This window comes from Shewanella sp. 10N.286.54.B9 (assembly GCF_041468565.1).
In the GTDB taxonomy this organism is placed as follows: Bacteria; Pseudomonadota; Gammaproteobacteria; order Enterobacterales; family Shewanellaceae; genus Shewanella.
This window is the reverse complement of record NZ_JBFRIY010000069.1, coordinates 63131-89756: the sequence shown is the minus strand read 5'-3', so window position 1 is coordinate 89756 and position 26626 is coordinate 63131. Positions and strand designations below refer to the sequence as shown.

The 26626-nt window shown below is 44.3% G+C and carries 20 protein-coding genes; 6 read left to right on the top strand and 14 right to left on the bottom strand.

The genetic code is table 11. The features are described 5' to 3' along the window. Positions 1-68 precede the first annotated feature (68 nt). The 9 genes from AB4135_RS20255 to AB4135_RS20215 all read right to left on the bottom strand — a co-directional run bounded on the left by AB4135_RS20255 (position 69) and on the right by AB4135_RS20215 (position 10461). Complete coding sequence (locus AB4135_RS20255; RefSeq protein WP_371995236.1) at positions 69-692, bottom strand: LysE family translocator; 624 nt, start codon at positions 690-692, stop codon at positions 69-71. Between the two features lie 357 nt (positions 693-1049). After that, a complete protein-coding gene (locus AB4135_RS20250; RefSeq protein WP_371995235.1) occupies positions 1050-2003 on the bottom strand; it encodes a Gfo/Idh/MocA family oxidoreductase in 954 nt (317 codons plus the stop codon). A 74-nt stretch (positions 2004-2077) separates the two neighbouring features. After that, the gene (locus AB4135_RS20245; RefSeq protein WP_371995234.1) at positions 2078-4558 is read right to left on the bottom strand and encodes a TOMM precursor leader peptide-binding protein; all 2481 of its coding nucleotides are present in this window, start codon (positions 4556-4558) and stop codon (positions 2078-2080) included. A gap of 142 nt (positions 4559-4700) precedes the next feature. Then, the gene (locus tag AB4135_RS20240; RefSeq protein ID WP_371995233.1) at positions 4701-5009 is read right to left on the bottom strand and encodes a hypothetical protein; all 309 of its coding nucleotides are present in this window, start codon (positions 5007-5009) and stop codon (positions 4701-4703) included. A gap of 12 nt (positions 5010-5021) precedes the next feature. Then, a complete protein-coding gene (locus tag AB4135_RS20235) occupies positions 5022-5258 on the bottom strand; it encodes a hypothetical protein (RefSeq protein WP_371995232.1) in 237 nt (78 codons plus the stop codon). Positions 5259-5760: 502 nt separating this feature from the next. Further along, complete coding sequence (locus AB4135_RS20230) at positions 5761-6882, bottom strand: heme-binding protein (RefSeq protein ID WP_371995231.1); 1122 nt, start codon at positions 6880-6882, stop codon at positions 5761-5763. Between the two features lie 396 nt (positions 6883-7278). After that, entirely contained in the window at positions 7279-8532 is a 1254-nt protein-coding gene (gene lolE, locus AB4135_RS20225; RefSeq protein WP_371995230.1) for a lipoprotein-releasing ABC transporter permease subunit LolE, read from the bottom strand. Then, entirely contained in the window at positions 8529-9227 is a 699-nt protein-coding gene (gene lolD, locus AB4135_RS20220; RefSeq protein ID WP_371995229.1) for a lipoprotein-releasing ABC transporter ATP-binding protein LolD, read from the bottom strand. The genes lolE and lolD overlap by 4 nt, the downstream gene beginning before the upstream one ends. Positions 9228-9237: 10 nt before the next feature. Beyond that, complete coding sequence (locus AB4135_RS20215) at positions 9238-10461, bottom strand: lipoprotein-releasing ABC transporter permease subunit (protein WP_371995228.1); 1224 nt, start codon at positions 10459-10461, stop codon at positions 9238-9240. 207 nt (positions 10462-10668) lie between these two features. On the opposite strand from AB4135_RS20215, the gene AB4135_RS20210 reads away from it, so the two are divergent. The 3 genes from AB4135_RS20210 to AB4135_RS20200 all read left to right on the top strand — a co-directional run bounded on the left by AB4135_RS20210 (position 10669) and on the right by AB4135_RS20200 (position 15831). Further along, positions 10669-11253, top strand: coding sequence for a hypothetical protein (locus AB4135_RS20210; RefSeq protein ID WP_371995227.1), 585 nt, complete (start codon positions 10669-10671; stop codon positions 11251-11253). An 88-nt stretch (positions 11254-11341) separates the two neighbouring features. Beyond that, entirely contained in the window at positions 11342-14815 is a 3474-nt protein-coding gene (gene mfd / locus AB4135_RS20205) for a transcription-repair coupling factor (protein ID WP_371995226.1), read from the top strand. Positions 14816-14817: 2 nt separating this feature from the next. Further along, complete coding sequence (locus tag AB4135_RS20200; RefSeq protein WP_371995225.1) at positions 14818-15831, top strand: peptidoglycan binding protein CsiV; 1014 nt, start codon at positions 14818-14820, stop codon at positions 15829-15831. A gap of 9 nt (positions 15832-15840) precedes the next feature. Here the strand turns inward: AB4135_RS20200 and AB4135_RS20195 are convergent, their stop codons facing one another. The 3 genes from AB4135_RS20195 to nagZ all read right to left on the bottom strand — a co-directional run bounded on the left by AB4135_RS20195 (position 15841) and on the right by nagZ (position 17911). Then, positions 15841-16116, bottom strand: coding sequence for an acylphosphatase (locus tag AB4135_RS20195; RefSeq protein ID WP_371995224.1), 276 nt, complete (start codon positions 16114-16116; stop codon positions 15841-15843). 163 nt (positions 16117-16279) lie between these two features. Next, positions 16280-16819: an alpha/beta hydrolase YcfP gene (gene ycfP / locus AB4135_RS20190; RefSeq protein ID WP_371995223.1), complete on the bottom strand. Its 540-nt coding sequence runs from the start codon at positions 16817-16819 to the stop codon at positions 16280-16282. 78 nt (positions 16820-16897) lie between these two features. Beyond that, positions 16898-17911, bottom strand: coding sequence for a beta-N-acetylhexosaminidase (gene nagZ / locus AB4135_RS20185; protein WP_371995222.1), 1014 nt, complete (start codon positions 17909-17911; stop codon positions 16898-16900). Positions 17912-18297: 386 nt separating this feature from the next. On the opposite strand from nagZ, the gene AB4135_RS20180 reads away from it, so the two are divergent. Beyond that, positions 18298-19674, top strand: a complete 1377-nt coding sequence (locus AB4135_RS20180; protein ID WP_371995221.1) for an L-serine ammonia-lyase — start codon at positions 18298-18300, stop codon at positions 19672-19674. A gap of 66 nt (positions 19675-19740) precedes the next feature. Here AB4135_RS20180 and cysB read toward each other — a convergent pair whose 3' ends face one another. Then, positions 19741-20715, bottom strand: coding sequence for an HTH-type transcriptional regulator CysB (cysB, locus tag AB4135_RS20175; RefSeq protein ID WP_020911894.1), 975 nt, complete (start codon positions 20713-20715; stop codon positions 19741-19743). Between the two features lie 226 nt (positions 20716-20941). Here cysB and AB4135_RS20170 point away from each other — a divergent pair, with 226 nt between their 5' ends. Further along, positions 20942-21718 (top strand): hypothetical protein, encoded by a 777-nt coding sequence (locus AB4135_RS20170; protein ID WP_371995220.1) that lies wholly within the window; start codon positions 20942-20944, stop codon positions 21716-21718. Positions 21719-22150: 432 nt separating this feature from the next. Here the strand turns inward: AB4135_RS20170 and topA are convergent, their stop codons facing one another. Beyond that, on the bottom strand, positions 22151-24844 hold the full coding sequence (gene topA, locus AB4135_RS20165; protein WP_371995219.1) for a type I DNA topoisomerase: 2694 nt from the start codon (positions 24842-24844) through the stop codon (positions 22151-22153). Positions 24845-25178: 334 nt separating this feature from the next. Between topA and astB the strand changes: the two genes are divergently transcribed. Further along, the gene (gene astB / locus AB4135_RS20160) at positions 25179-26516 is read left to right on the top strand and encodes an N-succinylarginine dihydrolase (RefSeq protein WP_371995218.1); all 1338 of its coding nucleotides are present in this window, start codon (positions 25179-25181) and stop codon (positions 26514-26516) included. Positions 26517-26626: the final 110 nt, after the last annotated feature.

Sequence of the window (26626 nt, the reverse complement as noted above, 5' to 3'; positions counted from 1 at the left end):
GCCCTGTGCGGAGCCGCATGTGTGGGGGTTGGAGGCTAGATACCTCCGACTACCCGATTAGCTACCGATTACTCTGACGTAGCTGCAAGCATACATCCTGCACCAATAAATGTTGTGCCAAATATTTTGCCGAGTAAATTTTGTACCTGAGTATTTATTGTGCGTGATTTAGCACGCTGCGCTACAAGTGCATATGAAGACAAACAAAAAAATGATAACAACATGAAACTTAAAACTAAAATAGAAAACTGGTACATAAGGGGGTCATTAGCCACAATAAACTGAGGAAACAATGCTGTAGTAAAAATAACTGCTTTGGGATTTGTTAATGCAACTAAAACTCCTTGTGTATATAGATTTAAAGAACTACATTTAGCTGTTTTTGTTGAGCCTACCTCTATATTACCAACACCATTTACCCAGAGCTTAAAACCTAAATAAACCAGATAAGCTGCCCCAAATATTTTTATAACAGTAAATGCCATCGTAGAATGCAAAACAACAGCACTTAACCCAAGTACCGAAAATGTTGACATAATAAACAGCCCAGTAACATTACCTAAAATAGTAATCAGAGATTTTTTAAAACCAAAAGAAAGGCTATTTATTGAAACGACTAATGCCGCAGGACCTGGTGTAGCAGTCGCCAATAAAGCGATAGAACAAAACATAAACCAATTTTCGAATTGCACCAAGTTCTCCCTAGGTAGCTAACATTTTAATATACGGCGTGCGCGTTTTGCCAAACCATTCTGGGAAAGCGTGCACTGAATGTAACCTTGAAAACCCCTTTAAAGCAAATAATTACTCATTAAAGTGAAAAATTGTATCCAATACTCTTTCTGGCAAAAGTGAGTTGCACACTTTGCTTTCCGGTTATCTCAATACTTAAAGAACGGACACTTTTATGTAACTGAATTTACGCATATTTATTACTGCCTGCAATAGTAAACCGTGAATTCGACATTCTGGGTTGTTTTGATTTTTTAGAAAACCTAATAATACTGTATATAATTACAGCACTATTAGGAGGTATAGCAATGCAACAATCACTCCCCCTGTAATGCCGCCAGCGTGTACTCCCAGAGTCGTGCTAAACCAAGCAAATATTCCGGCTGCTGTTCAACCACTGCATTTGGCTCAGTAATACTGGCAATTAACTTATTTAACGCAGTGATATTGGCTGCGTCTCGTTGCTGCATGAGCAGATACTGATTACTCAGTTCGACCTGCACTGGCAAGTAGCTTTGCCAAGTTTCTGCTGACATTGAAACCGGTGATGGAAACCAGTAAACAGGCCCTGCAGTTTCACAAAGCAGTAAGTTACCGTGGGGGAATGTGGCGCTAAGGCGGTGGTTGAGCAAGGTCGCGCTGCCATCATCATGCTCAGAGGCAAAGTTTTGGCATAACAACGACACTGAAAATTCAGCCCCTGTTAGCTGCAGTGTTTCAAATAGTCCTTTGCCCTTTGGATTTGAAGCCTTAGGGACAAGCTCAATGCTCGATAGAGAACCTAAGGCTCTGCCTAACAAATCTAGCCCTGAATAAAGGGTGCGCAGATTAACATTGAGGTCAAAATGCATACAGGGTCCTTGCTGTGAGGCGACTGAAATGGCTTGGTAGAAAGCCTGCGGCGCGGCCAAATCAGCAAAATGAGCATTAACATGGAATCGACAGCTATTTTTCGCTGCTAGTCCTAAGGCATAGCTGACAAACTCTTCACCGACTGGGTGTTCACACAACACATGGATCCCTCTATTTAAACACTGCACCGCGAGCTGCTGTCCGGCCTCTCCTGCAACGGCAATACAGGCTATATCAACACTACCTGCTGGGAGCTGCTCTATTTGGGTAAAGTGCGGCACCTGCAGCTGCGCCGCATACTCCATTGAGCGCTGACTACCCGTCGACAAAATTGCCGCTAAGCTTAAATTCTGTGGCGCGCTGGCTAATGCTCGGATATAAGTCGCGCCATAGTTGGTACCGCATACTAGTACTTTCATCGGTTCTTCCTTGATGTAAAAAGTGTTCATCTGCAAGCGAGGTATTGCCATGCTTGCAGCATTGTTAATGGCCATTATGCAATTGGATGGGGATCCATATTGACGCTCTTGCCGCCAAGAAGTCGTTTTAAACGAGGGTTATCTACACGCTTAAACTGTTCACCAAAATGTATAGGTTGCATATGCTTACCTACCGCTCTGGCAACTCTGAAGGGACTAAGTGCAACATCTGGAGAGGTAACATCAACGATGGCAACCTCAACGCCGGCATCAAGTAACCTTTGGTTAAGATCACTTGAATCTTTAACGATTGGGTAGTGCCACTGGTCGACATTCAATGCCTGTTCTATCGGTTGACGCATAAAATCGAAAGCTGAGCGCTTATCAAGTTTAAAATAGTAGGCGGCATGGTCTTCGAGGCTTTGTACCTCGCTCACATGTTGTGGTACTTTCGCGCCCGTTCGCATCAAATGGCATAAGTACGGCATCACATGACCCTGCTCTAACACGGCTTTTTTCATTGCCACTTGAATATCGCCATGGCATGCCAGCGCCACAGATACTGCCGGAGTGCGCACCCCGTCACCGAAGGCTAAACACACCACTGTTGGCACATGAATGCCGACATCGAGCAGGTAGAGCTCCAATTCCATTCCCATTTCAGAGAGTTCATCCAGCATCACTCGCATCTTGCCGTGATTAACCGCATCAAGCTTTAATCGTTGACAAGGTTGCTTGGCGTACCAAGTTAACATCATCGCATCGCGCTCTATCAGCTCGTAGGTTGCTCTTATGCCTGCATCATCATTGTCTTGCCCTGCTGCTAATCCGTTGGAGGACACTTGGCTAAACTGCTCCTCATAGGGGCAGCTAAAGTTAAAGTAGCTCACTAAGGAGGGCACCCATACCGGTTCCTGTCCGCCTAAATAGACGCCTTTGCTCCAGTGAATTTTGCGTTTTTTGTTCCAACGAGAAAATGGAAATTGCGGCGAGTGATACTGTTTCTTCGAATACAAGACTAAGTCGTTCGGATCGAGGTAAGCACCAGACAGCTGGCTAATCGATGCATAATGGCAGTCTTCAAGGCGGTATCTTGCCGCAGAGTAGCGCTCGATGGCCTCACCAATCGCACTAATATGAGCAGATACACCATCAAGCCCTTTTCCTGATCCCACTTGCCCTACTGCTCTTGGATCATATTGGCCAGCGGTGAAATTAGAGACACTGGCGGAGGCTGTTACTGGAAAGTCGGGTAACTGGGCAGAGTGACCAGTTAACTGTCGTATAATACCGGTTTTGTCATCAACCCAACCTTCAAAGAGCGCCGTAACATCATCAACGCTATGCATCATGTTCAATGGATTAGTCAGTTCAATTTGATGGGCGGAGACAGCGCTCATTGCGCCCACTTGCATTCCAGCCCGTTTCAGTTGCTGCGCTTTAACAAGCGAGGTATGTGCTGTTGCAGATTGGTGATCATAACCACACACTTTACACCAAGGTACGGGGATTATTTTATGGGATTCAGACTGGTTGGTGACTAGGTTTTGCACGTTTACTTTACCCACCAGATCCGTTTGGATGTAGCCCGACAGTAGCTTTATCACTTCCATCGTCAGCTGATGCCCTGTTAATGCTGCCATTGGGCTCAGCATGCTGCGTGCACGGCTTGTTTGTTGGCTATTGTTAGCACTCTTATCCAATTCATGGGCCAAATCAGGTGTTTGTTCTGTGCCTAAGCGACGCAAACGTAAGCAGTTCCAGCAGGCATCAATAGCGTTCGCTGACGGGGTTAAATTAACGGCTGGACCTACCCAAGACTCTAGTCCGTCTAAACTGCCATAGAGCGCGGGGAGCTTATAATGATGCAGTGTTTTAGATATTTGATAGAGCCAGTGTTTTGCCTCTTTACTGAGTGTAACAACCACCAGGTCCCAATCTAATTCACCGGTTAAATCAATTCCATTGCTGCCTTTGGACAGTCGTTGTGTCGTAATTTTGCACCAAGGGCTTTGCTTAGCGATAATCGTTTCTAACACATCTGCACGCCGCTGTTTAAGGCTTTGACTACCAAAGTCACGGTGACACAAAATGTCGTCGGCAGTGACAAGATCATTGTCGATAATATGAATATGGCCAACGCCAGAATAGGCGAGTTCATCAACCATTTTTACCGACCAAGGCTCCAAGCCAATCACTAATATTTTTTTATCTTGTAAGCCATTTTCAGGTGCTGCTTTACTTGACCAAGCATTCATAAATCGTTGATGCATTGCCCACGGTGGCGCAAACTGGCTATTGGCTTCTACCTCCTCCAGCAAGCCTTTTTGCTTGAGCAAGGCAATGACGGATCTGACACTACTTTCACTATAATCAGGCAGTTTTTCGCACACCGCTTGCTCGGTATTATCCCCCTGTAATAACGGCACGATTGTGGTTATAAAGTCACTGACATCTTTGCCGTGCAGTTGAAAATCGCCCAGATCTGACTGCAATAACACCCCATGAACATTGGGAGTGATGGTCGCCGCTGGTGATAGCAAAAGAGTATTCATCTTGTTATTCCTTTAATCCAAACAACCCTAGCACTCGACTAGAGTTGTTTGCTTTACATAATTAAACTTTGGTTAGCTGGTTGCACTCAACAAACAAAATGTTACTGGTGAACTTGCGCACTGGTAGCCAGGATCACAAGGTCTACAGGTAACACATTGCAGGTTTGATGCGGGTTGGCACTGTACACAGTAAGTCACTGGGCTTGGTGCACAGGTTACGCACTGCAAACCTATTGCACATGGCGTAGGCTGACACTGAACGCAATATGCAACCGGGCTTGGCGCACAGGTTACGCACTGCAAGCCTGTCGCACATGGCGTAGGCTGACACTGAACGCAATAAGTAACCGGGCTTGGTGAGCACGTGACGCACTGCACTGCTGGCTGACACGGCGTACAGAGGCAAACCGGAACCGGTCCGCACGGTGCACACAGTTGACAGGGCTGACATGGCGCACATAATTCAACCGGACCAGAGAAACAGGTCGTACACTGAGCAGTAGGTTGGCATGGCGCGCACAGTATGGTCGGCTGACAAGGTACGCAGTAGTAGCAAGGCGCACACTGCAGATTTGGCTGGCAAGTGACACACTGCGCAACCGGGCCTGCTGAGCAGGTAACGCATTGCGTCGGCTGACACGGTACACAGTAATAAACCGGCCCCGGTGCACAGGTGACGCATTGCAGATTTGGCTGACAAGTGACGCACTTTTCATTTGGCTGACAGGTCAAGCAGCAGTAAGCCGCATTTTGCTCACATTGTGCACAGCAACTCACAGTGCACGGTGCACAGAAGTTAATAATACAAGGCAAGCAGTTATCGCACTTACGCACTGATTGACCACTATCACACACCGCACATTCCGTTGCGGCGCAGACCACGCATTTATCTGCAGAGGTTGGTTGACTGCATTGAACTTCCAACTCTTTCACTTTGGACGTTAATTCCGTCACCTGAAGCTGAAGTTCCTTTATCGTTTTCTCACTCATTTTTCATTCCTTGAAGCTAAATTAATAGCATAGAAATTGCTAACAGATGGTCTCAAAAATTAATTCGAGACAGTTGAACGCTTCGAGCACTCAAAGCTCTCGCAATGGCCGCTCGAAAACGCTGTTTGAATCGAGGATAAGCAACCTCCTCGAACTCAAATTAGTGCTCGATGTTTAACTTGAAAATGGATTAAAAATCAGTATGTAAGGTGCTATTTAACTTTGATTAAAGTATTTGCGGTAATATGTGGGAACTTGTATTTTTTACCGCCTATGGGCAGGTCTAGGGAGATATTCTGGGTGTATTGCAGTTGCTGCTGTCCGTTAGATAACAGCTCTAGCCAATATGTGGTGCTAAATTCAAGTACGTCAGAGTGATTCTTCATAAATGGCGTATTGGCGATAGCACCGCTGTTACTGCTATCGACCGAAAGTATAGTGGTATTAATCACATTTACGCCTTTATCTGCCAACTCCTGCAGTGCGACATCTAACACAATATTTGGATTGATATTAGGGTTGTTTGGGCTGTTAACCCCATAATTGACATTAAAACCACAGGGAACATCAATAGGTAAACAACTTGCGACTGGAATTGTCGGTGCCTTATATATTTTATCCGCGCTGCCTAGAGCCAAAATCGAATTACCATGGGGCACCGACACTTGCTTAACAATTGCAGTTGTTGGGTTTTGAAACGGGATTGGATTTGGCGCTGGCGGAGTCGGGATATAGGGCGCGGTATTAAGCGCATTTTGCCCCTGGGGGGCGGTGACTTGATGCAACCAAGAGCCATTTTCAGCATGAACTAACTCATTGGCCTGTGGCCCATCAGCGAAAAAAACCCTTTGCTCATAAAATATCGTATAAGCATCTTGTTCAAACTCGCCACCGCGGTTGGCCACCTTACCTTGTATTGCGCTGAAGGTCATCACTTCATAATAGCTATGGTTTTTCAAAATAAAACCATTTGGGGCCGTCACTTGAGGGATCGGCATGACATTAAAGCCGCTAAAACGCTGGCTAACCCAGGTACCAATTAAACCCGCCAATGGGCCTAGTTTTCCTAATATTTTAGGGTTGGTATCGCCACCACCCGGTGCCAGCAGTGGAATGTCATAATCGGGTACAAATGGAGAGGGTGCGGGAGAGTTAACCGCACACTGGCGAGTAGCCGGATTAACCTCACTGCATTGAGTGACGGGGCAACCTCGCGCTGTAGTGTCAGCGGTTATTTGTGGCGTTACAGGACACTGGTTTTCAAGTTCGGCAACTACAGTTGATAGTTGTTGAACACTCAAATCTAACTGTTCCAAATCTGGCTTTGCGTTCATTGTCTTTGCTCCATGCTTTATTAGTTAACCAAACCAAGGCTTCCATTCCTTGCCATTAGGCAAAGCAGCAAACAGACTTTGATTTGGGTGTCTAAAAAAACTAGCACAGCAGTTCTAGCATAAAAATAGCACTTTATTAGGATAATAAAGCATAAAAAAGGATAGGTTTTTGGGGTGGTTTAAGCGGTGTCAAGAGTATTACAATAGACGAAAAAATGGCATCGTAAAGACTGCACAAGCCAGTGGCAACAAGGCATTTATCACCCCCCCTAAAAAAGGGTAAGGTTAACGTAAGGTTTAAGTAAGATAGGCTGAAGATAGCGAGTGAACACAGCTGCATTCACTCTAATACTAAAGAATTAATTTATCGCTAATACTTTTGCAGAAAAACTGCCATTATCGTCCTGCTAATGCACTTGCTGGCGGTGTTTGGCTTGCTTTCCAAGCCGGGTAAAGCGTAGCGATTAAACTCATCACAAAAGCGAGTGACACCACCACTACCACATCATTAGCCACCAATTGCGAAGGCAAGAAATCAATAAAATAAACATCTGCAGATAGCAGCTGGATACCTAATAAAGACTCTATTCCTGCGGCAATATCACTCAAGTTGAGCGCAACGGTAACGCCTAAAACGGTACCTATGACACAGCCCAGCAAACCGTTTAATGCACCCTGCACAATAAAGATTAGCATCACCGCGCTTTTTTTCATGCCCATGGTCAATAAAATCGCAATTTCAGACTGTTTATCTCTTACAGCCATCACTAAGGTGGAGACTATATTGAAACAGGCCACAGCAATCACTAATGCCAAGACAAGATACATCACCATTCTGACAAGTTGTATATCTTGGTATAGATGCCCCTGAGTTCGCGTCCAGTCAGTAATGTAGACATATTGCTGCTGACTAAAACCTAGATCTCGGATCAACATTGGCGCTTGAAATACATTACTCGCCTTGATCCTAATACCAGAAACGCCCTGCCCTAGCTTAAGTAAATTAGCAGCATAAGCCATAGGTACATAAGCAGTGGAAGTATCTAGTTCACCACCAAGTTCAAAGATCCCCGAAACAACAAAACGTTGGCTCTTAGCTGCAGCAATCTTATTCTGAGCTTGTTTGCTGTTATTGGGCATATATAGGCTAATGGATTGCCCTACCGCTACATCTAAACTGTCTGCTAACCCTTTACCAAGTACAATATTGTTTTTGTTTTCATCCTGCAGGCTGTTCCAGCTCTGCTCAGACATAAAGTCGCGAATATTAGAGACCTTGCCCTCGAGCTCTCCATCGATACCAAGCACCGTCAAACCTTGAAATCCGCCAGGCTTTTGAATCAGACCTTGCATCCGCACAAAGGGAGCCGCGGCGACGATCCCCGGCACCTTACTGGCATCAGCAATGATGCTCGGCCAATTTTGTATTGGTTCGTTAACCCCCGCTAACTCACCATGAGAGACAACACCTAACAGCCTACCTTCCAGCTCTTTTTCAAAACCATTCATTGCCGATAAAGCGATGATCAAGACTGCAACACCAAGCGCTATTCCCGCGGTTGATGCAAACGAAATAAAGTTGATAAAGCGGTTTGACTGGCGTGCTAAATAAAAGCGCCAGCCGATCCGCATCGCTAACAGGCTTTTCATCCAGCGAGCTCCTCAGCATTCACCAAATGGCCATCTTTCATATGCAGTTGTCTATCCATTCTAGCAGCAAGGTCTTGATCATGAGTCACCACCACAAATGCAGTTCCTAACTGTGCAGCAAGTTCAGTAATCAATTCGTAAACAGCTTCACCGCTATTGGCGTCAAGATTCCCTGTAGGTTCATCGGCAAGAACCAACTTGGGATCATTGATCAATGCACGGGCAATGGCTACACGCTGACGCTCACCACCAGACATCTCTGCCGGCGTATGTGCTAAACGATGCCCAAGGCCAACTCTTTCTAGTAATGCTGTGGCCTTATTCTCTACCTCTTTACGCTTTTTACCTTGAATAAGTGCCGGCATCGAGACATTTTCCAAGGCGCTAAATTCAGGTAATAGATGATGAAACTGATAGATAAAACCAATATTACTATTACGTACGTGAGCTTGGCGTTTACTCGATAGTTTATAAAGATCTTCATCGAGCATGACCACACTGCCACTACTAGGCTTATCCAGTGTGCCCATAATATGCAGTAATGTACTCTTTCCGGAGCCAGAACTTCCAACTATCGCCAGTTGCTCACCTTTGTAAACCTCAATATTAACGCTATGTAACACTTGAGTTTCAACCGCACCATCAGTGTAGTGCTTACTGACATTGCTAACTTGGAGCAATAATTCTGAATTCATTGTTGACTCGCTATTCATGTCTAAGGGTACTCGCAGGCTGAACATTGGCAGCTCTTAAGGCCGGGTAAATGGTGGCTAATAAAGTCATGATAAGCGTACCAATGACTATCCAACTGAGTTGATTTAACTCGAGCTGTACCGGCAGGTTCTGTCCAGCACCAAGAATGGAAATCCCCAATATATTGGTGATTTCATTTAAATTAAGCGTCAGCAGTACACCAGCAGCCACGCCGGTAAGCAGGCCAATGATGGCATTTAATGATCCTTGGATCATAAAAATACCCATCACACTTGAAGTCGTTAAGCCTTGGGTTTTTAACACCGCCACATCGGTGGTTTTATCAACCACCATCATCACTAAAGCCGAGACAATATTAAATGCAGCAACGGCAATAATCAGACTCAACATTAAAGACATCATATTCTTTTCCATTTTGACCGCACCAAACAGGTGCCCATAGGAATCATGCCAGTCTGTCGTTGTAACTTCATGGGAGAAATAACTTTGTACACTTGGCGCAATGCTAGAGGCCTGAAACGGATCGTCTAAATAAACACGCAGTTGTTTCACTTGTCCTGGAGTTTGGCGCATCAAGCGCTGTGCATCGTCATGATGCATGTAGGCGACACTCGCATCGACTTGAGAACCCATCTCAAAAACACCTGCCACTGTAAATTTACGCTGACTCGGTATTGGGCCTAAAGGGGTGTAGACCACACCATCGCCACTCAATACACGAATTTGATTACCGACGACTACATCCAGTTTACGCGCCAGTTCAGCGCCCAAAATAATACGGTATTTCCCCGCAACGAGCGCATCAAAATCACCGGAATAAGTATTACGCGTCAAGCTAAGTAGTTTTTGCTCCTGCTGCGGATATACGCCATAGATCTGCGCGGCACCAATATTAGACGGCGACTGCAACATCGCTTGGGTACTTACGCTAGGGGTAACCCCTTGCACACCTTTTAGCGCAGACATGTTAGTCACATCTTGCTGCCAGTTATCGAGTGCGATTTCAGAGTGCACCGTCAACTGCGGTACTGCGCCTAAAATACGTTTCTTGAGTTGCCCTTCAAGGCCATTCATCACCGAGCTCACCACAATAAGTGCTGCAACCCCCAGTAAAATACCAGATACTGAGAATATGGTAATGAAAGAGGCAAAGGCATTAGCCTTTCTAGCACGCCAATAGCGATAGCCAATAAAAAATGATAATGAAAGATTCATTAAAAATTCCAAATAAAATCAAATCTAATCTGATGCCAATCAGGTTGAATACATTGATGTAAACACATCAATCAGCTCAACCAATATTGCTCAGCGATACTCTATCAATAAACTAAGCCAAGGCAATTGAATCTCTAACCTTGCTAAATCATAAAGATGCGCACGATAATAGGGGTATTCGCCCCCTAAAAACAAGAGGCAACACCATTGTTAAACGACTCTAGCGCCTATTTTAGTATTAATCATCCATTTGATGCCTATTTACAAGCCTGGGATAATAATTTGCCTCTACCAACGGTTGCACAGCTTAGCTTAATGTTACCGCCGAGTTTACAGCTTATTAGTGATATTAAATCACTAGAATCGGACTGCTTGTTGCAGTTACGTCATCTTGATGATGACGCCAAAACGGTTGTAGAGTTCTTAAAATTACAGTCGCGTAAAATAGATATGGTATTACAACATGTAATTGGTAAAGAGGAGTATGACGGTGACCGTTATGCTGGCAGCCATTTCGGCGGCAGCTCAATTACCGTTACCAGCAGTAAAGAGCTCCCTCTTGGCAGTGATTTTAAGGTCAGTTTGCAGATTAAAGATGAATTGGTGGCATTAATCTGTTTCGCGAAAGTCCAAAGTTGCAGTCTCATCAACAATGAAGATGAGACTGCACCTCAGAGCTTTAGTGCTCAGCTAGCATTTTCCGTCATCAAAGATGCTGATGTCGAGCAGTTGGTCAAAGCAAGCTTAAGTTTGCAACAGAAACAACTAAAATTACGAAAGCTAGCCCCTTAATCTAAATAGTTTTAGCTAGCCAGAGCGACAGCAAGCCACTACAATACCAAGCAACTTTGCTGTTATTGGACATGTTTCCCTCGCCTTGATGAATGCTTTTTCTGTATTGACTCCACCAGCGGTCAAGAGTGCAAAACTTGCACAAACGCTGTGTACTCTTGGTGGCGCTGCTCAAGCGCTAACTATCGCGAATATCGCTAAACAACATCAAGCCGTTACGCTTGTTGTCACAGCCGATACTCCCAGTGCTATTGCACTGGAATCTGAGTTAAGCTATCTGCTTAGTGATACTGATCTTGCTATATGGCTATTCCCTGACAGAGAAACCCTGCCCTATGACAGCTTCTCGCCTCACCAAGATTTGGTTTCTCAGCGTTTAGAAGCGCTGTCGAGGATCCCACAAGCACAGCAAAGTGTGGTTATCGTTCCTATCAGTACTTTAATGGTCAAGTTGCCACCTCAATCATTTTTAAGTGGCAATGTACTGATTTTAGAAAAAGGCGATAACTATCAGCTGCACGACGTCAGAGAGCAATTAATTAACACCGGCTATCACAGTGTTGAACAAGTCTATGAGCACGGAGAGTTTGCAGTACGCGGCTCAATTATTGATATTTTCCCCATGGGGTCAAATCAACCATTTCGCATTGAACTATTCGATGATGAAGTTGAATCGATCCGCCACTTTGATCCGGAAACTCAACGTTCTAGCCAAGAAATAGCATCAATTAGATTATTACCCGCCAAAGAGTTCCCTACTGATGACGCCGCAATAGAAGGTTTTAGGCAGCGTTACCGCCGCCGCTTTGAAGTACTAGTTAAAGAGCCGGGCTCTATCTACCAAATGGTCAGCAAGAAGACCATGCCAGCGGGAATAGAAAACTATCTACCGCTATTTTTTGATGAAACAGCTAACCTGTTTGATTATCTACCCGCAAAAACGCAACTAGTAACCCTTGGCGACATTGAAGCTGCAACCAAAGCTCATTTGCATGAAGTTGAAACTCGCTACGAAGACCGGCGTGTTGATCCACTCAGGCCACTACTAGCACCGCAGGAATTGTACCTGTTAACTGAGCAGATCTTTGCAGCTTTTAAAGGGCTACCTAGATTCCAATTAAAAACGCCGCCATATTCCGGTACGGCTATTGAAGCTAAGGTCGTTAAATTACCTGATCTGGCGGCTAATCATAAACTGAAGCAACCTCTCACTCTCCTTGAAGAATACGCAGCTTTAGGCGATAGGCTGTTATTCAGTGCAGAATCTGAAGGCCGCCGTGAAGCACTGGTCGAGTTACTGGGCAAAATAGGCATAAAACCAAAGCTGTTTAGCCACTTTAATGAGTTTGCCGCCAGTAAAAATAAATTGGGGCTTATTGTCTCACCACTGTCTCAAGGTTGTATCATTGAGAAAAAGACCGGTGGTAAGTTCAGTCTTATCTGCGAAACGGAACTCTTTGGCCAACGTATATCACAGCGACGCCGCCGAGATAAGCAGCGCCAAATAAGCAGTGACGCATTAGTTAAAAACCTCGCAGAACTAAAGGTAGGCCAACCCATCGTTCACCTTGAGCACGGGGTTGCCCGTTATCAAGGCTTAGAAACACTTGATACTGGTGGACTTGTTGCTGAATACCTAGTGCTTGAATACTCAGGTGGCGACAAGCTTTATGTGCCTGTTTCTTCGCTGCACCTGATCAGCCGTTACAGTGTAGGCCCTGACGAAGAGGCTAATCTAAATAAGCTCGGTAATGAAACTTGGGCCAAAGCAAAACGCAAAGCGATTGAAAAAATTCGTGATGTTGCTGCAGAACTGCTCGATGTTTATGCACGTCGACAAGCTCGCCCAGGCGACGCCTGCAAAATAGATCAACAAGAGTACGCCCAGTTTGCCAGTAGTTTTCCGTTTGAAGAAACAGTCGATCAAGAAACTGCGATTACCGCAGTGCTCGATGATATGCGCACACCAATGGCAATGGATAGACTGGTCTGTGGTGACGTAGGTTTTGGTAAAACAGAGGTCGCTATGCGCGCCGCTTTTGTGGCAGTTAACGACGGTAAACAGGTAGCAATACTCGTACCAACCACCCTGCTAGCACAGCAGCATTTTGAGAATTTTCAAGATCGCTTTGCCGATTGGCCTTTTAAAATTGAGGTGATGTCACGCTTCAAAACGGCCAAAGAACAAACTCAAGTGATGAAAGAGCTCACCGACGGCAAAGTCGATATTGTGATCGGTACTCATAAATTATTGCAATCAGAAGCCAAATTCGAAAACTTAGGCTTACTGGTCATCGATGAAGAGCATCGTTTTGGTGTCCGTCAAAAAGAGAAGATTAAAGCACTGCGGGCAAACGTTGATATTTTAACTCTCACAGCCACGCCTATTCCGCGTACACTAAATATGGCCATGTCGGGTATGCGCGATCTGTCGATTATCGCTACGCCACCAGCTAAACGATTAGCTGTGAAAACCTTTGTCCGAGAGTATGACGACGCCACGATTAGAGAGGCGCTACTGCGTGAGATATTACGTGGTGGTCAAGTTTATTTCTTACATAATAGTGTTGAAACCATTGAGAAACGCGCAGCAGAGATCAGTGAACTGTTGCCCGAAGCGCGCGTAGTCACGGCTCACGGACAGATGCGTGAGCGTGAACTTGAACGTGTGATGTCTGATTTTTATCACCAGCGCTTTAATGTATTGGTCTGCACCACCATTATTGAAACCGGAATTGATGTGCCATCGGCTAATACCATCGTGATTGAACGCGCTGACAAGTTTGGTTTGGCACAGCTGCATCAATTACGAGGTCGTGTCGGTCGCTCTCATCACCAAGCTTATGCTTATTTGATGACCCCCCATCCAAAACGCATGACTAAAGATGCCCGTAAGCGACTAGAAGCTATTGGCGCGTTAGAAGATCTTGGGGCTGGCTTCATGCTGGCAACCCAGGATTTAGAAATTCGTGGCGCTGGAGAACTGCTTGGCGATGAGCAAAGTGGTCATATATCCAAGATAGGATTTACCCTATATATGGAGATGCTCGAGGATGCGGTTAAACTGCTTAAAGAAGGTAAAGAGCCATCACTTGATCAAATGTTACGTCAGCAAAGTGAAATTGATTTGCGGATCCCGGCCCTACTACCTGACGATTATGTTAGTGATGTAAACATGCGCTTATCGCTGTATAAACGGATCGCTAACTGTAAAACAGAAAAAGCTGTCGACGAATTAAAAGTCGAGCTCATCGATCGCTTCGGCATGTTACCCGAACCGACCAAAAACTTGATGGAATTGACTCTCTACAAACACTTAGCGACACAACTGGGGCTAAGAAAGATCGAGATGCATGCAAAAGGTGGTAGCATAGAATTTGGCGACGATAACAAGGTCGATCCTGGTTTTATTATTGGTTTATTACAGAATCAACCGCAAATATATCGAATGGATGGTCCGAATAAGCTAAAATTTGCTATGCCATCTGAATCAGCCAAAGACAGGCTTGCACTCATTAAACTGTTAATTGAACAGTTGTCTCAACATCGCATTGGAGAATAAACGTGTTTAGACTTTCTACAAATAAATTGGTGCTTGCACTGGCTGCGGGTGTCATTTCAAGCCTATCGACTGCGGCTAGCGCCCAAGAAGAGCGCTGGTTTGAGGTTGAGATCTATCTGTATGAACATAACTCACCAACGGTAGAGCAATGGTCAGACAAAGTGGTCAATCCGCGTCAACGTAAAACAGTCGACTTTATTACCCCACTCGTAAGCACCGATCTAACCGCCGTTAATATGGGGCTCAATGGGTGCACTTCATCAGACTGGGCAACCGACAGCCTCAACTGTAATGAACAACTTAACTCAAGCAACCAAGTTAAAACCTTAACCGATATACCGATGGTCATTGCTGCAGCTGAACCTGCAACTGCACATTTGGGAGACGGCGCGGTATTACTGGCCGAGAGTCAGAGTCAATTTAAAGATATAATCGCAACCTTGAAGCGCGAGAAAGGAAACAAGAGCTTACTGCATATGACATGGCAGCAATCAATGTTACCAAGAAACAGAGCCATTCCAATCAAGTTATACTCCGGCCATGACTTTTCAGAACAGTATGAGAAAAATGGTCAGCCGCTACAAAACAGTGATGTTGTCGATGATCTACCACAGTTTGATTTTATCAGTAGCGGTTTTTTAGCTGAGCCGCAAAAGCCTGTGTGGAAGTTAGATGGCACGTTAAATATCTACCTGGAACACTACCTGTTTATTGAAACCGCATTTAACCTGCGTGAAGAGGGGGAAAAAACCGTAACGTTAATGCATCATGATAATCCTGCTTCAACAGGTATAGACTCAAAGCCAGAAATAGACTCGGTTACCAGTCCGTTTTTATATTCGATTCCGATGCAACAAAATAGACGTGTGAGAAGTGATGAAGTGCACTATTTTGACCACCCAAAAATGGGGATGATCATTCAGATCAGAAAAATGGAGCATCCTACAGCCAAAAGCACTGAAGAAGAGAGTGAGTATATTAGCAACGCCAACACTGAAGCCTCGCTTTTAAACTAGTCATTTAAGCTAGAGCTGTACAATCGAAAAGTCGAGGTAGATATCGTCTGCCTCGTCATCCTCAACATAAACATTATCAACGCTTGCCATCGGCGCGCCAGTTTCACACCAGCTAATGAGTTTATCCACTGCTGGATAGCTTCCTTGAGCAAGTACCTGCACCGAGCCATCCGTCAGATTACTCACATAACCGGTTAGCCCAAGCGACGTAGCCTGCGCAAGTGTACTTTGACGAAAAGAGACACCTTGCACCTTTCCTGTGATCTTAATGATGACACGCTTCATAGTTAGCACCCGCCCCAGAGTTTCGTCCTTTGAAGAAGTTAAGTTACTTCAACTACTTTTAACAACTTAGCGCATACGAGCCAAATGAGCAAAGTGTTTGGCACAATAAAAAGCCCACCAAACCTGATGGCTTAGTAGGCTAGAAAGCCACACATAAAAAGTGTTAAGAAGACTTGAAGGCCTGGATCTTTTTGAGCTGAGTCGCTAATGAAATAAATTTATGGGTCTGCTCTTCATCCCACACCACACTGTAGTAATCTTGCAAACAACTAGCGACAGCAACATTGTTATTAACTTCGTCGTTTCGCGCCAAAATACAAAGTGCTTTATCGCGATTGAGACCTCGAAAATCATCAACACATTTGTTGGCGATATCAGCATACTCTTCGGGGCGATCAATTTTGTCACCCATATTATGCTCAGGCGTCAAATTAGGGTTAATCAACACTGACTTTATACCATTTAAAAAACCAATTCTCTCGGCCCAAAATGCACCTAGGCCAACACCTATAATCAGTGGTGACTCATCATCAGAGGTTGTTATATGCTTACTCACTTCATTGAGCAGATATTGCATATCATTCTTAGGGTGCTGGGTACTGTAGCTCACCAAACGTACATCTTGGTCAATAAACTGCAATTGGCGCATTTTGTCGTGATTACCTGGACTCGTAGCATCAAATCCGTGTAAATACAGGATCATATATCGCTCCATTGTTTATGCGAGTATACTAATGATAGTTAACCTACCAAGCTAAGTAGGATAATTCGTTGCGCTGAGTCAACTTTCTAAAATTTGAGCCGCTATTTCTTTTGCTTTTTCCCAACGTTCGCTATTTTGTAAAGCATTAACCACCACCGCAAAATCAGGCTTTAACAAATTTGCCGTGACTTGTAGTTCCACTTTTGGCCAATTAACGCCATTGAGCACTGCCGTCGCACCAGCACTGTCATTACAGACCAAAATCATATTACAACCCGCATCAATAGCAGCTTGTGCTCGCTCACAATAACCACCGGCAACCGCGGCACCTTTCATTCCAAGATCATCAGAAAAAATCACACCGTTAAAGCCTAGCTCTTTGCGCAGAACCTCCTGTAGCCAATATTGTGAAAAACCAGCAGGATTAGCGTCTACATTAGGATAGACAACATGCGCAGGCATGATCCCTTGTAAACTTTCTTTAGCGATAAGCTGTTTAAATGGTTGCATATCGTTAGCAAATATCTGTTCTTTACTTCTTAAATCAACAGGTTTAGCGATATGGGAATCTGCCTCAACACTGCCGTGGCCTGGAAAGTGTTTGCCTACACTGGCCATGCCTGCTTGCTCCATACCTTTTATAAATGCACTCGCTAACTGTTCGACTTCAACTCTATTGCTGCTAAAGCTACGCTTACCAATGACTTGGCTAACACCATTTAGATCAAGTACTGGTGCAAAGCTCAAATCAATATCGACAGCGAGCAACTCTATCGCCATTAAAAAACCCAGCTCTGTAGCCCAGGACCTTGCCAACGCGAGATCTCCTTGCGCTGCAGGTAATATATCTCCCATAGCGGGTAAAATAGTAAAGTCATCTCTAAAACGTTGCACTCGACCGCCCTCTTGGTCGACAGCAATTAAGATGTCTGCGCGAACTGCCCTGATTGACTGCACTAGCTGTATAAGTTGGCTTCGATTAGCGTAATTACGGCTAAACAAGATAAGGCCACCAATCATTGGATGAGACAGCTGCTCTCGTTCTGCATCACTCAAAACAGTTGATTCAACATCTAACATCAAATAACTCATATAACCTCAAAATAATTATCAATCGTAATATATATACAGAACAGCTTAGTTAAAAACCCGATCAAAGTGTCAGCAACCCACTGGTATGTCATTGTTTATTATAGATTTACATAAAAACTCAAAACGCGACAGCGTAAACTAAAAGCAAAATCGTAAAATTAGTTTATCTAATGATTTTATCATCAGTGTAAAAAATCTAATGCTAGATATAACGCGAAAGTATGGGATACTTTTTACACCAATCTGTACCAGCGACTAAGATTAGCATTAAGCTTAAGTTTTTTGCGCCGATTAATCGACAAAAACATCGATGTTCTCAATTGGCACGCAGCAATAATCTCAGTCAAATTGGTTAAAACAATAACAACGAGAGTAAAGGTTTTAGCATGATTAGTGTATTCGACATGTTCAAGATAGGCATTGGTCCATCAAGTTCACACACTGTAGGTCCGATGAAAGCGGGCAACATATTTATTGAAGATCTCACCAAGCAGGGGCTTTATGACGTAACAGATGAGATGCGTTCAGAGCTTTTTGGCTCGTTAGGGCAAACCGGTAAAGGCCACGGTACAGGTAAAGCTGTGATCTTAGGTTTGATGGGAGAAGCACCAGATACCGTCGATACCGATAAGATTGACGCCATTTTAGAAAACGTCAGTAATGATGAAAAGCTAATACTGAACAATGGCCGCGAAGTGCTATTTTCTCGTGCTAATGGCATTACCTACCATAGACGTAAAAGTCTGCCAGCACATGCCAATGCAATGACTCTTTATGCTTATGCCGAAGGCAAATGTATCTATGAGCGCACCTATTATTCAGTGGGTGGCGGTTTCATTTTAGATGAAGACGAAATTAAAGCGCAGGATGCCTCCCCTGCAGCACCGATTAAGTCTGCCCCTTATGATTTTGATTCTGCACAACAATTACTTGAATTGTGTACCGAAAATGGCTTTAGCATCTCATCATTAATGATGGCAAATGAGCTAAGTATTGCCGACACAGATGCCATACAGCAGCAGCTGTGGGAAATTTGGCAGACCATGAAAACCTGTGTAGAACGCGGTTATCAAAAAGAGGGTATTTTACCTGGTGGCCTTAAGCTACGACGTCGCGCGCCGTCACTTTATCGCCGACTAAAAGCTGAAGGAAAAAATGTTGTTGACCCTCTAACTGCTATGGATTGGGTCGATCTGTTTGCATTGTCGGTCAATGAGCAAAATGCTGCAGGTGACCGTGTTGTTACCGCACCGACTAACGGTGCAGCAGGCATTATTCCTGCGGTACTCTGCTACTACGACATGTTTGTACAGGAGGTCGATATGGACGTCTGTTGTCGTTACCTATTAACTGCAGCCGCTATCGGGATCCTTTACAAGAAGAACGCTTCAATTTCAGGTGCTGAGGTTGGTTGCCAAGGCGAAGTGGGTGTTGCTTGTTCAATGGCTGCCGCCGCTTTAACTGAAATCATGGGTGGCACAGTCGAACACGTAGAAAACGCTGCAGAAATTGGTATGGAGCATAACCTAGGCCTAACCTGTGACCCTGTAGGTGGCTTAGTGCAAGTCCCATGCATTGAACGTAATGCTATGGGTGCGGTAAAAGCGATTAATGCCTCACGTATGGCCATGCGCGGCGACGGTAACCATAAGGTGTCTTTAGATAAAGTCATTAAGACCATGATGGATACCGGTAAAGATATGCGCAGCAAATATAAAGAAACTGCCAAAGGCGGTTTGGCTGTGAATATCGTAGAGTGTTAAACCCGCTATAGTTTTCCATAAAAAAACCTCGCATTCGCGAGGTTTTTTATTGCCAGTTAATAGCGACTACCTAACCGGTAATTGGATATCTTCAAACATAGCTTCAATCTGCTGAGCATCTCTGAGCGCAACAGCTTTTTCAACCACAGTACGAGTCAGGTGCGGAGCAAAATTTTCGATAAAATCGTACATGTAAGTTCTTAAGAAATTACCCTTCCGGAAACCAATTTTAGTGGTACTGTGGGCAAACAAATGGCTGGCATCGATAGCGACCAAGTCTTTATCCATATGCTCATCAATTGCCATTGAAGCGATAACACCGACACCTAGGCCGAGTCTGACATAGGTTTTTAGCACGTCGGCACTCGTTGCACTAAACACCACTCTTGGCTCTAATCCTGCGCGATTAAATGATTTCTCAATCTCTGAGGCGCGATCGAAACCAAATACATAAGTGACTAACGGGAATCGGCCAAGATCTTCAATGCTAATATGGCTTCGTGAGGCCAGTGGATGGTCACGGGTAACCACAATAGAGCGGTTCCAGTGGTAACACGGCAACATAATTAAGTCGTTATAAAGGTGCATAGCTTCCGTTGCAATGGCAAAGTCAGCATCGCCACGGGCAGCTAACTCACTAATTTGCGATGGTGTGCCCTGATGCATATGCAAATTGACTTTAGGATATCGGTCAATAAAGCCTTGAATAATATGAGGCAATGCATAACGTGCTTGCGTATCTGTCGTGGCAATATTGAGTTCACCTTGATCAGGCTTAGTATACTCTTCAGCCACTTTTTTAATGCTTTCTACTTTACCTAAAATGTCATTTGCAATACTAATCACTTGCAGACCTGCAGGGGTAACATGGGTGAGATGTTTACCGCTACGTCCAAAAATCTGAATACCGAGTTCATCTTCAAGCATACGCACTTGTTTACTAATACCCGGTTGAGAAGTATAGAGATTCTCCGCGGTAGCAGAAACATTGAGGTTATGGTTAACCACCTCTGCAATATATCTTAGTTGCTGCAACTTCATCTTTAGTCCTTCTCTTTGGTAGGCTTACAGATCTTTGAATAAATAAGCATTTACACATTTAAGTATAATTATTCGTTATAGTACAACGAAATAATTTAATCAAATGGAATATAGCACATTTGTCCAACTCTGCGAACTGATAATCATCAAACCATGATGAAGATTACTATCCTAGAATGTTGATTTATAGTAGCATTAAAAGCATTAAAAAATATCTGGACCCTTTATGATAATCGTTTCCGTCTTTGTTTTGATCGGTGTATTGCTACTACTTATTATTGGCATTAGCATCATTCAACAACAAAAGGCCCGTGTAGAGGCCGAAAGGCGCACAGAGCTTGCTCGACAAAGAGCGATCATTGATGAAACTGAAGGTGTGCTTTCAAACACAGGTCTTATCCCCTGCTCCAGTAACATTGTATTAATACTGTATAAGAGAATTGAAGAGGCACTTGTTATCGCAGCCTCTTTGGCTCCAGCGCAAAAGAATGACTACGAACGTCGTTTATTTGATTTGCGCGCACAAATCGAAGCATTAAATAATACGCCTAAATCTGCGCCCGCCATTGAGATGTTCAGGCTGCCGGACAACGACAGACAAGTGCTCACCTTAGTTCAAACACTCAAGAAAATGAAAGCTATTCTAAGAGCTGAACATAATAAAGGCAGAGTCGAGCCCACTACTTTTGCCCAAGAAGAGCTCCGTATCGATAGCCTACAACTTCGAATTAACGTGGACTCGATGCTTGCAAGAGGCAGAGCTGCATGTTTTATGAAACAGTATGGCTCAGCAAAGCAGATGGTGACTAAAGCTTTATCAACCTTGCACACTATAAAAGCTCAAACACCAAATGACCCTTTCATTGCCAAAAAAGTTGATGAAGCTAAAACCATGCTTGATGAAATCATGGGCGCACAGAAAATGGCTCAACCCCAAGTCGCAGCGGCTAAAGAGGATGAAGATGATATTGACGTGCTATTTCAGCCTAAGCGAAAGTGGTAAAATGATCGCCCTACCTATCTAGGCACTAGTGCTATTAGAGAGCAAGACAAGATTACAGATTTAAAACGCCCCGACATGTTCGGGGCTTTTTATTGCTTTTAAACACCTAATAGCAATCAGTATAAGAAGTTGATCTACTCAGAATACTTTTGGCGAACTCATTCAAGGCTGGTTGATCCAAAGTGTATATTGACATAATGACCATTCCCTGATGAGTTTATTCGCTGCCAACACGCCTTACAGGCAAGTTTTAGCGGTGCTGATAACATATTAATGAGCTTAAATCTAAATCAACTGTGCGCTTACCGCTAAACTGCTCTCAAGAAAGCTGCTTGTTTTACTGAATTGGTATTAACCCGTTGCAGCTCGTCAAATAGCAGACATTAAAAAGCCCCGATGTTCGGGGCTTTTTGCGCTTATAAAGCTAACAGATTATTCAGCTTTGGGTTTTGCTTTCGCCTTTGGCTTGGCTTTTGGTTTTGCTTTAGCTTTAGGTTTTGCCTTCGCTTTCGCTTCAGCAACCCACTTACCGTCAATAAACTTAGCTGTCCAACCAGTCGCTTTACCATCAACATCTGTCGCGACATACTGCTCTTTGGTCTTACGACTAAAGCGCACTGATGCTAAGTTACCATCATCATCTGCAACAGGGGCATCAGCGAGGTAGGCGTATTTAGGCCATAACAGCTCTCGATACTTCACTAACTCTTCAACCAATGGACCCCGTGTTTCACGCGATTTAGGGAAAGTGCTAGCAGCAAGGAAAATACCCGCAGCACCATCTCTTAATACAAAGTATGCATCTGATTTGGTACATTTAAGATCAGGTAAGTGGATAGGATCTTCTTTTGGTGGTGCCGCTTCCCCGCTTTTCAGCAGTTTACGCGTATTCTTACATTCAGAATTGGTACAACCAAAATACTTACCAAAGCGGCCATTTTTAAGTTCCATATCGCTTTGACAACGATCGCACTCAATAATGGGGCCTTCATAGCCTTTAATCTTAAACTGACCCGCTTCAACTTCAAAGCCTTCACAAGTTGGGTTATTACCACAGATGTGTAATTTACGAGTCTCATCGATAAGGTAGCTGTCCATGGCAGTGCCACAAATACCACAGCGATGTTTTGCTCTTAATGCTTCAGTTTCAGCATCTTCACCACTTTCACTTATCGCCTCTTCACCAGGCGTTAAGTTCATCGTCGTCTTACAACGCTCTTTAGGTGGCAGCGCATAGCCTGAACACCCTAAGAATACCCCAGTAGAACCTGTACGGATCCCCATAGGGCGTCCACAGGTAGGGCATTTAATGTCAGTGATGACCATCTCATTCGGGCGCATGCCGCCCTCTTCAGGTGGCAACTCTGCATTTTCTAACTGTTTAGTGAAGTCTTTGTAGAAACCGTTGAGTACTTTCTTCCAGTCAAGTTTACCTTGCGCTACATCATCGAGCGTTTGCTCCATGCTTGCAGTGAAGTCATAACTCATCAGATCTTGGAAGCTACCAACCAATCTATCACTAACAATCTCGCCCATCTTTTCAGCAAAGAATCGACGGTTATCGACTTTAACGTAGCCACGATCTTGAATAGTCGAAATAATCGTTGCATAAGTCGATGGACGGCCAATACCACGTTTCTCAAGCTCTTTTACCAAAGAGGCTTCGCTGTAACGAGCAGGCGGCTTGGTAAAGTGTTGCTTAGGCAGTAGCTCTTGCAATTCAACTTTATCGCCTTTAGCTACAACCGGCAGCGTGTTGTCTTCTTCATTCTTTTTCTTGATGGCGGTTTGCACACGCGTCCAACCATCAAAGCGTAATGTTCTACCACTCGCTTTTAACTCATAATCACCTGCAGATACGGTTAAACGTGTCGCATCGTATTTAGCTGGAGTCATCTGGCAAGAAACAAACTGGCGCCAAATAAGCTCATACAAACGCTGAGCATCGCGCTCCATATCACTTAGTGATGCAGCAGTCACTTTGACGTTTGAAGGACGAATCGCTTCATGCGCCTCTTGTGCCCCCTCTTTACTTCCATAACGAATAGGCGCATCAGGCAGGTACTTATCACCAAAGTCTTTGCCAATCATCTCACGCACATTGTCTAACGCTTCTTGACTTAAGTTAGTCGAGTCAGTACGCATGTAGGTAATATGACCAGCTTCATATAAGCGCTGCGCCATCATCATGGTCTTCTTAACACCAAAACCTAAGCGCGTACTTGCCGCTTGTTGCAGTGTTGAAGTGATATATGGTGCTGATGGCTTACTTGATGTCGCGCGATCTTCACGCGCTGCAACCACAAAGCTTGATTGCGATAATGCACTTACTGCTGCATCCGCTTCGCTTTGATTGACTGGATTAAATGCTTTGCCTTGATATTTAGCAACTTGCATTTTAAGTCGTTCATCAGACAACGTATTAAGCTCTGCGTGCACATCCCAGAACTCTTCTGGTACGAATGCCTTAATTTCGCCCTCACGTTCAACAACAAGTCGAACAGCCACGGATTGCACTCGCCCTGCGGATAAACCACGGGCGACCTTCTTCCATAACAGCGGAGATGCCATGAAGCCAACTACGCGATCGAGGAATCGACGCGCTTGCTGCGCGTTAACCATATTAGTGTCGAGCACTGATGGCTGACTAAATGCATCCTGAATGGCTGATTTAGTAATTTCGTTAAATACAACACGTTGATAGCGAGATTCATCTCCACCAATAACCTGCTGAAGATGCCAAGCGATCGCCTCCCCCTCTCTATCCAAATCGGTTGCGAGATAGATGTGGTCGGCAGATTCAGCCAGTGTTTGTAACTCTTTTACGACTTTCTCTTTGCCAGGAAGCGTTTGGTATTTTGCCTTCCAGCCTTTTTCGGGGTCTACTCCCATGCGCGCAACTAAAGCTTGCTTCGCTTTTAGACTCTTATACTCAGCCTTCTCCTCCGGAGACATCTTCTTGACTTCAGCAGGTGTTTTACTCACCACCTTTGCGTCTGGACTCGAGGATGTAGGTAGATCACGGATGTGACCTACACTCGACTTAACGATGAAATCTTTGCCTAGATATTTATTAATAGTCTTGGCTTTGGCCGGTGATTCGACGATTACTAGCGATTTACCCATAGATTAATTTGCGCCAACAAGTTTCAAAAATCTGAAAATTGGCTCCATATATAGAGGGTTGTGGAAAGACTTTCAAGCTAATCCCTCTTTTATTTGTACTGGAGTACCATTTTTTAACCGTTTTTGAAATAAATGTGAAAAAAATTAGTGCTTATTTAAAAACTAATATTTCATTATTAGTCATCAAGCAAGTATTAGTTGTGAATTTTGATGCAAATACACTGTTTTGACAAAAAATCACCACCTTGTTTAGCCTTTTAGCTTAAGTATACTGAGCTCAATAATTACAACTCAGGAATGGAAATAACACCTGAGCTACCCTAAAGGATAAAGAATGAAGCATTTTGAAGCCAATTTCGACGGACTCGTTGGCCCGACACATAATTACGCGGGTTTGTCATTCGGAAACGTTGCCTCTTTAAACAACGCTGCCGCGACATCTAGCCCTAAAGATGCTGCCAAACAAGGGATCAAAAAAGCCAAAGCACTTGCAGACTTAGGTTTAGTACAAGGTATGTTTGCTCCTCAAGAGCGCCCAGACCTTCATACACTGCGTAGAATCGGTTTTACCGGCTCTGATGCTGAAGTATTAAATAAAGCCGCCAAAGAGGCTCCTGCGCTGTTACGTGCATGCTGCAGTGCTTCGAGTATGTGGACAGCTAATGCAGCAACAGTATCACCTAGTGCCGATACTCACGATGGTAAACTGCATTTTACCCCTGCAAACTTAGTCGACAAACTGCATCGTAGTATTGAGCCTGTCACTACTGGAAATATTCTGCAAGCTACGTTTAACGATAGCCGCTATTTCAAACACCACCAACATTTACCAGAACATACTAGTTTTGGTGATGAGGGCGCAGCCAACCATACACGTCTTTGTAGTGAGTATGGCCATGCAGGCATCGAGTTATTCGTTTATGGCCAAGAAGCGACGAATCCTTCGGCACCAAAACCACAAAAGTTTCCTGCACGCCAGACCCTAGAAGCCTCACAAGCCATTGCTCGTCTTCACCAGCTAGATGATGACGGTACGGTGTACATGCAGCAAAACCCCGACGTCATCGATCAAGGTGTATTCCATAACGACGTTATCGCTGTTGGTAACCAAAATGTACTGTTCTACCATGAGCAAGCATTTTTAAATACCCAGGCCAAGCTTGAGGAGATAAAACGTAAGTTTGGTGAATCACCACTGCATTTTGTTGAAGTGCCTACCGCTAAAGTGGCGATTCAGGACGCAGTTAAGAGCTACCTGTTCAATACTCAAGTCGTAACGTTACCTTCAGGTGAAATGGCGATTATCGCGCCAACAAACTGTCAAGAAAACCCAGCGGTTCATGCTTATTTAAATGAATTAGTGACGTTAGGCTCGCCTATCAAGCAAGTGCACTACTTTGATGTGAAGCAGAGTATGCAAAATGGTGGCGGCCCCGCGTGTTTGCGTCTACGAGTGGCGATGAATCAAGATGAAGTTGCTGCGGTAAACCAAAACACCATGATGAACGACGCGCTGTTTGGCCGTCTTAACCAGTGGGTAGATAAGCACTATCGCGACCGTTTAAGTGTCGCTGATTTAGCTGACCCACAATTGGTGATTGAATCTCGCACCGCATTAGATGAGCTAACGCAAATCATGAAGCTTGGCAGTGTTTATCAGTTCCAAAGATAAATCCGTCTGAGATTTAAGATAAACGAACGATTGCTGTCAAGTTGCATTACCTTAGATAAAAAAACGGTTCCCTAGGGAACCGTTTTTTTATTACCAACTAAAAGTAACTA

What these genes read in the sequence shown, in the direction of transcription:
- mfd (WP_371995226.1), top strand. Translation starts at nt 11,342, where the DNA reads ATGAATGCTTTTTCTGTATTGACTCCACCAGCGGTCAAGAGTGCAAAA.
- nagZ (WP_371995222.1), bottom strand. Translation starts at nt 17,911, where the DNA reads ATGAGTTATTTGATGTTAGATGTTGAATCAACTGTTTTGAGTGATGCA.
- lolD (WP_371995229.1), bottom strand. Translation starts at nt 9,227, where the DNA reads ATGAATTCAGAATTATTGCTCCAAGTTAGCAATGTCAGTAAGCACTAC.
- AB4135_RS20245 (WP_371995234.1), bottom strand. Translation starts at nt 4,558, where the DNA reads ATGAATACTCTTTTGCTATCACCAGCGGCGACCATCACTCCCAATGTT.
- AB4135_RS20180 (WP_371995221.1), top strand. Translation starts at nt 18,298, where the DNA reads ATGATTAGTGTATTCGACATGTTCAAGATAGGCATTGGTCCATCAAGT.
- AB4135_RS20240 (WP_371995233.1), bottom strand. Translation starts at nt 5,009, where the DNA reads ATGTCAGCCCTGTCAACTGTGTGCACCGTGCGGACCGGTTCCGGTTTG.
- AB4135_RS20250 (WP_371995235.1), bottom strand. Translation starts at nt 2,003, where the DNA reads ATGAAAGTACTAGTATGCGGTACCAACTATGGCGCGACTTATATCCGA.
- AB4135_RS20170 (WP_371995220.1), top strand. Translation starts at nt 20,942, where the DNA reads ATGATAATCGTTTCCGTCTTTGTTTTGATCGGTGTATTGCTACTACTT.
- lolE (WP_371995230.1), bottom strand. Translation starts at nt 8,532, where the DNA reads ATGAAAAGCCTGTTAGCGATGCGGATCGGCTGGCGCTTTTATTTAGCA.
- AB4135_RS20215 (WP_371995228.1), bottom strand. Translation starts at nt 10,461, where the DNA reads ATGAATCTTTCATTATCATTTTTTATTGGCTATCGCTATTGGCGTGCT.
- topA (WP_371995219.1), bottom strand. Translation starts at nt 24,844, where the DNA reads ATGGGTAAATCGCTAGTAATCGTCGAATCACCGGCCAAAGCCAAGACT.
- AB4135_RS20195 (WP_371995224.1), bottom strand. Translation starts at nt 16,116, where the DNA reads ATGAAGCGTGTCATCATTAAGATCACAGGAAAGGTGCAAGGTGTCTCT.
- AB4135_RS20230 (WP_371995231.1), bottom strand. Translation starts at nt 6,882, where the DNA reads ATGAACGCAAAGCCAGATTTGGAACAGTTAGATTTGAGTGTTCAACAA.
- ycfP (WP_371995223.1), bottom strand. Translation starts at nt 16,819, where the DNA reads ATGATCCTGTATTTACACGGATTTGATGCTACGAGTCCAGGTAATCAC.
- cysB (WP_020911894.1), bottom strand. Translation starts at nt 20,715, where the DNA reads ATGAAGTTGCAGCAACTAAGATATATTGCAGAGGTGGTTAACCATAAC.
- astB (WP_371995218.1), top strand. Translation starts at nt 25,179, where the DNA reads ATGAAGCATTTTGAAGCCAATTTCGACGGACTCGTTGGCCCGACACAT.